The sequence below is a fragment of the Microcoleus sp. B6-A1 genome (genome assembly GCF_036705085.1).
Classification (GTDB): domain Bacteria; phylum Cyanobacteriota; class Cyanobacteriia; order Cyanobacteriales; family Microcoleaceae; genus Microcoleus.
On record NZ_JAUBTU010000162.1, the window covers coordinates 1 to 5,491 of the forward strand.

Below are 5,491 nucleotides of genomic sequence, written 5' to 3' on the forward strand. Positions count from 1 at the left end.
TTTTCCGCAAGTTCGCTAGCTATCTGCTGGGGGCTTTTGCCAAAAACTGAAGCTAAAGCTTCGATCGCGATGGAAGATGTAAGGGCGGTAGAGAAAATGATTTGTTTCTCTTCCATAGGCAAATCTCTCATGCTGATATGCGGTTGCAAACTGTTGTCGGGGATTATCTGAATTGATTTGAGATTAAGCTCGCAAGTGCTTAGGCAGTTATCTAAGGTTTCCGCCAACTCTTCAAGCTCGCGGTAATTGCCTTGACTTTTAAGAATCAAGTCGTCAACGTGAAGTCCTACCGCTATGATTTCAGCTTTTATTTCAGGACGAAACGTGGGCAAGTCAGAATGCCGATAGGTGAAAGTATTGTGCATGGTTTTTAAACCTAACTAGGATGAGTCCGACGCTTTGTCGGATCTATTCGGTCTGATAGCTTTTTGATAGCTTCGTGAGGGTTTGTTTTTTCCTAAGCCTGGTAGCGGTTTGTCGCTTTTGCCGATCGCGCCGGTGTCTTTCTGAAACTCGGTGTCTAGCTGATCTAAAATCTCCTCTTGCTCCGGAGTGGGTATGGTTGGCTCTTCTTCTTCCTCTTGATGGGGCTTGTACTCGTCCGCGATTCTGTCCATCAGCTCTTGGAAGGAAATACCGGCCGCTGCTGCTTTCTTGGCTAGCAGTGCGTAAGTGTCCTTCTTAATACGGACTTGCTGCAGTCTGGGTTCTGGGTTCTCGTCAATGGTTTCGGCAATCGTCACTGCTGAAATCCTTTCCTTCGGTACGGTCTCGACCACTTCCTGCCACTTGCTCTCTAGGGGGCTGTCGCCGTACTTGTCCACCGCTGCGTATTTCCCCAGCGTTGTAGCTTGGGCTACGCAGTTGGGCAAAATTTTGAAGCCAGACTTAATTAATCGCAGGCAGATGTCGGCTGCTTTGATGATTTGCTTGCAGTAGAAGTGCTGACGGCCGAGTCCTTGCTCGCAGTAGGTTTTAAAATCCTTAAATTTGGACTTATACAAACGATATCGGCGGATTGTCTGAAGCATGATTCCTTGCCGCACGTAGTCTAGAAATCCCCTTTTAATTTCGTGCGTCAGTTCGCTCAAATCGTTGTAAGGGGCGGTAGCGAGGGTTTCTTCTGCGAAGTCCAAGAGCGGTTGAAACTCACTGAGCGGTTCGTTTAAAAATGAATTGGCAGTGCTTTCCATTTATCAGTGGTTAGTAAAGTGTGGGCGCGTTTTCGGTGTGAATCGTTCCAGGGAATGCATCGGCGGTAATTTCCATGTTAGTTGTTAGTAGGAAGCGATTCTCTTTCACGGAGTAATCGCTTCAAAGTTGGTTGTTAAATAACGCCGTCCGGGTATCTTGGCTCAGGCGGCACAATTTCCACCTCGGACAAAGATGCGTCTTGTAGTAAGAATCTCTTATCAAACGTGAGTTGGTAAGCAGTCGGGTCTATGCCCAGCCTTTCTAAGAAAAGCTTCAGGCTTTCATAGTGTTCCGTTGCTCGCTCAATGTCCTTGGTTAGAGTTTTCAGGGTGTAAGCTTTCTGCTGAATTTGCCGCTCTAAGCTCTCGGAATCTTCCGCTAAACGGTTTTGAGCATCAAGCTCAGCCAGTAGATTATCAAGCTGTTGCTTCAGCATTTCATAGGCATCTGAAAGGCTGTCTACTTCGCTGCTAACTTCCAGTTTTCCATCTTTTTCGAGTCGTTCCCATTTGTCTTTTTTGTAGACGGGAATGGAAATCTTCAGAAAAGTCATTGATTTTTACCTGTTTAATGATGGTTCGAGGAAGCGATCGCCCTAACGTCTCCTAAGACGATCGCACTATTCAGATGATTCATGGGAGATAAGTTGTTCAATGCTTCATGCAAGCGGTTCCTATTGCATCGCATCACCTCCCGGTGGAGCTCGCCCGATCGCAAGTGTTGCACCGCGAGCAAACTTCCTGATACTGTTTGCCCGATCGCCCTTGCCGACAATCATCGGCGGAAAACTGGGCGGTTTGGGTTTAGGTAGTCGGGCAAAAATCCCTGTGTCGGGCGGTTCGTCGGTGTCGTCATCTTTACTAACCCAAGCGTCGTAGGCAGCCCAAAAGGCGAACATCGAATCGTAATCCTCTGGGTTTGGCGGTTCGTCGGTGTCGGTTTGTCGCGCAGCGCGATCGCACCAAGCGTCAAAAACAGGAATAAGGAATTCGCAAGTGATGGAACTTTCACCGGCTCCCGAAAGTTCCATCACTTCGGACGGTTCCGGTTCGTACCATTCATCAGGGCAAGGGGCCCACTCGCAGAAGGAATCGAGGCCGATTTCTATCAGTTCCGGGTGTTGGGCGTCCCAAAGGGCGATCGCCCTTTGGAACGCATCGAGGGATTCAAAATCATCCGGGTCTGGTGGTTCATCTGTTGATTCCACTTCAAAGTCGAGCAAGTTCAGTTGCCCGTCTAGCTCGGATTGGAAGTGGAAAATCTGGGTCTGTGGCGGGGAATAGCGAGCCAAAAACTCAGCCGATAAAGTGCAGCCTGTCGGCGTCGGATTCTGAGCAGATTCAGTTTGCCCGATCACAGTTTCAGTCACTTTCTCATTAGCGGGGGAGTCGGGGATGATGTGCGCGGAACTCTTGAACAATTCCAAAAGTTGATGAGCGGTTGACTTGCTCTTAAAACCAGGGGAATTGGCCGCAGGAGCGATCGCACTTTGGCTCACTTTTGGCTCAATCCGTCCCTTGCCCTCGCCCCGGTTCGGCGGTTGTTCATCGTTGAATGTGACCGCTAGTTCAATTGACTGATGGGGTAAAACTCCCCCTCGAACTGCTTTACTATTCCCTGCCAGCGCCAATACTCGATCGCCTTCTTTGCTTCCCAGTGCTTCAGCTTTAGCGCCGCTGCTATCTCGAACTGATTCGGCGGGATGAGAGCGCCGGTTATGTACATCAGCACTTTCTGTTCTGTCGAGTTGGGATCTAGTTTCTGCATTTTGTGCGATCGGCTTAACGGCCGGTTTCGGGTAAACGATGCGGTAAACGATGCGGCCAAATTTGGACTCGATCGGCGGCTCCTGGACTTCAAGTTGAATTGCGCCGGGGTAGTTTTTGAACCTGCTGTAATCGCAGTGCAGGCAACGGATAAGCGGTTTATCTAGACAATCTTTTGTGGTGTACAAGGCATGAGCCGCACCACAACTAGGACACTCAACTGCTTCGGGGGAAGATTCCAGCAGCGGCTCCTGGTCTTGAACTTCGATCGCCTCCTGGACTGGTTCAACTTCCGCCACGGGGGAATCTTCCAGCAGTTGCAGCAGCGGGGGCTGAACGCCGACTAGGGCATCTATCCAGTTTTGGCGGCACCGTCTGTCGCCGTCTGGGAGAACGTTTAGCTGCCAGCCGATTTCCTTTAATTCTTTAAGATTCTTCTGTTCTAACTGTTCCAGGGTGTACATAGGTTAGGGGAAAGGGTGGGAGTTGCCCACCCGTCAACATTAAAGGGTATGCAGTGCGCCTTAATTAAGACCATGCAAGTATGATAGACTCTTAATTAAGGATATGTCAACGTCTTAATTAAGTCTTTGTTAATCTAGTGGAGAGTTTATGAACAACACCTATGGTCAGAAGAGCGAAAGAGAAGCCTTACGGGGAGACAAAGAGTCCCAAGAGTTATGGGTTGACGCCAACAGCAGTCAGGATGCTGGACGAATTGGCGAGGGAGATGGGACTCAGCGCATCGCACTTGATCGAAAAAGTAGCACGGAGGGAATTGGTCTTAAAAACGCCATTGGGGGAATTCTCGACCAACTGTTAGATGATGCAGAAAAACAGTTGGCCAAATCGAGGGAGTGCATCGTGTGGTACAGGGAAGAGGCGAAAGAGTACGAGCAGAAAATTGAAAATCTTCGCAAGCTCAAAGAGTTGCAAGATTTAGAACTGCAAGCAGAGTCATCCAACGATAACGGCGGGGAAAACCTCGCAGAATAATCGCAACAGAAGCCAGCACAGCGTCTCGTGCTGGCTTTTGCGTTAGATATTAGTCATTAGATATTAGTCATTGAGGCGATCGCACTTATGAACAAAGGAGAACTGGTGGAAGTGGCCGCCACCAAAGCACAGGCAACCCAGAAGGTAGTCAATGAAGTGTTAAATGCCTTAATTGATGCCATCACTCAGGCAGTCGCCGACGGGGAGAAAGTAACGCTAGTCGGTTTTGGCTCATTCGAGGCTCGCGACCGTAAAGCACGTGAGGGCCGCAACCCCAAAACTGGGGAGAAGATGGAGATTCCAGCAACTACAGTTCCTGCATTTTCAGCAGGCAAGCAGTTTCGAGACGCTGTAAACAGACTGTAGACAATGTAGACAATTGCCGATCGTCGTGAAGTGCGATCGGCTGCAACCACTAGACAAACACTAGACAGACAATCATGAAGTATCCCGACCTGAAGAAATACGCCGATGAAGTGAACAAAATGCAAGACTTGCCGCCGGCATCTGTAGAACTTCCACCGCTGGCAACCATTGCGATTATCAGTCACATTCAATTGGCTACCCGTCATCCCAGCGTAGGAGGCGATACCTTTACCAAGATTGCGATCGAAACAGCTCGCCAACTTCAGAATTTGTTCAACCCAGAGTCTGAAACTTACAAAGTGCTGGAACTCGGCTGGAACCCTGATGCGGACATCCTAATGTCAGACGGAACCGAGGAAGAACCTTGGCAGCAGTGCGAGGAATTCTGCGAGAGATTCTTGCAAAACCTCGGCTGCCGCTGCACCGGGTACAAGAGAGCGGAAGTTGTGGCGGGCGATGAAGATATTGACCCCAAAACTTTGGCTGCCGGTGCTGCGATGATGTACGCGCTCCAGCGACAGTTAGAAAGCGAAGGCTTCGAGCTCGATATGTAGGAAGCGGCCGATGTCGTGAAGGGCGATCGGCTACTAGACAACCACTAGACAACTAATTTAGAGGACTTATGGAACCCAACACGGTTAGACCGTTGGTTATTTCACTTCATACAGTGAGATCGGGAATTCTGAAAGAATTATGCCGCACCGATGACAAAGAAACTCGTGCTGCATTGTTTGACGCTCAGTATGCTGTGGGGTTTGCGCTCTTATATCTAGAGCGAGTTGTATTCCTTTCATATGATGAATCGAGCGAAGGCGAAACAGTCGAGCGGAAAGGATTTAAGCTTAATGGTTAGTGCTCAACTTTCACTTTTTGACACCGTGACCGCCGAAGTGGGAAGCCTCTACAAAGCCGGCGACTGGGTGAAGCTGCGACGAAAGCCGGCGATTGCCGCATGGGTAAAACGCGGCGAAATTTACAAAGTTAACCGCGTGCACCCGATCGACGGCTCGCTGCAATTTTGGAATCCATTTACAAACGAGTGGGACTTTCTCTATCCTGATGAAGTCACACTTGCACCCGCGCCGCCCGTTGTTGATTCTGTATCACCAGCCCCAACCATTGCTGATACAGAATACACAGTCGAGGTTGCTGATACAGAATACACAGTC

General features: G+C 49.4%; 8 protein-coding genes and 1 pseudogene. 5 read left to right on the plus strand and 4 right to left on the minus strand.

The features are described 5' to 3' along the window. The 4 genes from QUB11_RS30595 to QUB11_RS30610 form a co-directional block, all read right to left on the minus strand. Positions 1–365: hypothetical protein (locus QUB11_RS30595; RefSeq protein WP_333207452.1), on the minus strand; the 365-nt coding region annotated here is incomplete at its 3' end. Positions 366–380: 15 nt separating this feature from the next. Beyond that, positions 381–1,193, minus strand: coding sequence for a hypothetical protein (locus QUB11_RS30600; protein ID WP_333207453.1), 813 nt, complete (start codon positions 1,191–1,193; stop codon positions 381–383). Positions 1,194–1,327: 134 nt separating this feature from the next. Beyond that, complete coding sequence (locus tag QUB11_RS30605; protein WP_333207454.1) at positions 1,328–1,747, minus strand: hypothetical protein; 420 nt, start codon at positions 1,745–1,747, stop codon at positions 1,328–1,330. 120 nt (positions 1,748–1,867) lie between these two features. Beyond that, on the minus strand, positions 1,868–3,424 hold the full coding sequence (locus tag QUB11_RS30610; RefSeq protein WP_333207455.1) for a hypothetical protein: 1,557 nt from the start codon (positions 3,422–3,424) through the stop codon (positions 1,868–1,870). A 148-nt stretch (positions 3,425–3,572) separates the two neighbouring features. Between QUB11_RS30610 and QUB11_RS30615 the strand changes: the two genes are divergently transcribed. The 5 genes and pseudogenes from QUB11_RS30615 to QUB11_RS30635 all read left to right on the plus strand — a co-directional run. Beyond that, on the plus strand, positions 3,573–3,956 hold the full coding sequence (locus tag QUB11_RS30615; RefSeq protein ID WP_333207457.1) for a hypothetical protein: 384 nt from the start codon (positions 3,573–3,575) through the stop codon (positions 3,954–3,956). 87 nt (positions 3,957–4,043) lie between these two features. Next, positions 4,044–4,322 carry an HU family DNA-binding protein gene (locus QUB11_RS30620; protein ID WP_333207446.1) on the plus strand — a complete coding sequence of 93 codons (279 nt, stop codon included), beginning with the start codon at positions 4,044–4,046 and terminating at the stop codon, positions 4,320–4,322. A gap of 74 nt (positions 4,323–4,396) precedes the next feature. Further along, positions 4,397–4,876: a hypothetical protein gene (locus tag QUB11_RS30625; protein WP_333207459.1), complete on the plus strand. Its 480-nt coding sequence runs from the start codon at positions 4,397–4,399 to the stop codon at positions 4,874–4,876. Positions 4,877–4,944: 68 nt separating this feature from the next. Further along, entirely contained in the window at positions 4,945–5,175 is a 231-nt protein-coding gene (locus QUB11_RS30630; protein ID WP_333207460.1) for a hypothetical protein, read from the plus strand. Further along, positions 5,168–5,491: pseudogene (locus QUB11_RS30635) on the plus strand (hypothetical protein); the annotation flags it as partial. The gene QUB11_RS30630 and the pseudogene QUB11_RS30635, both read left to right, overlap by 8 nt.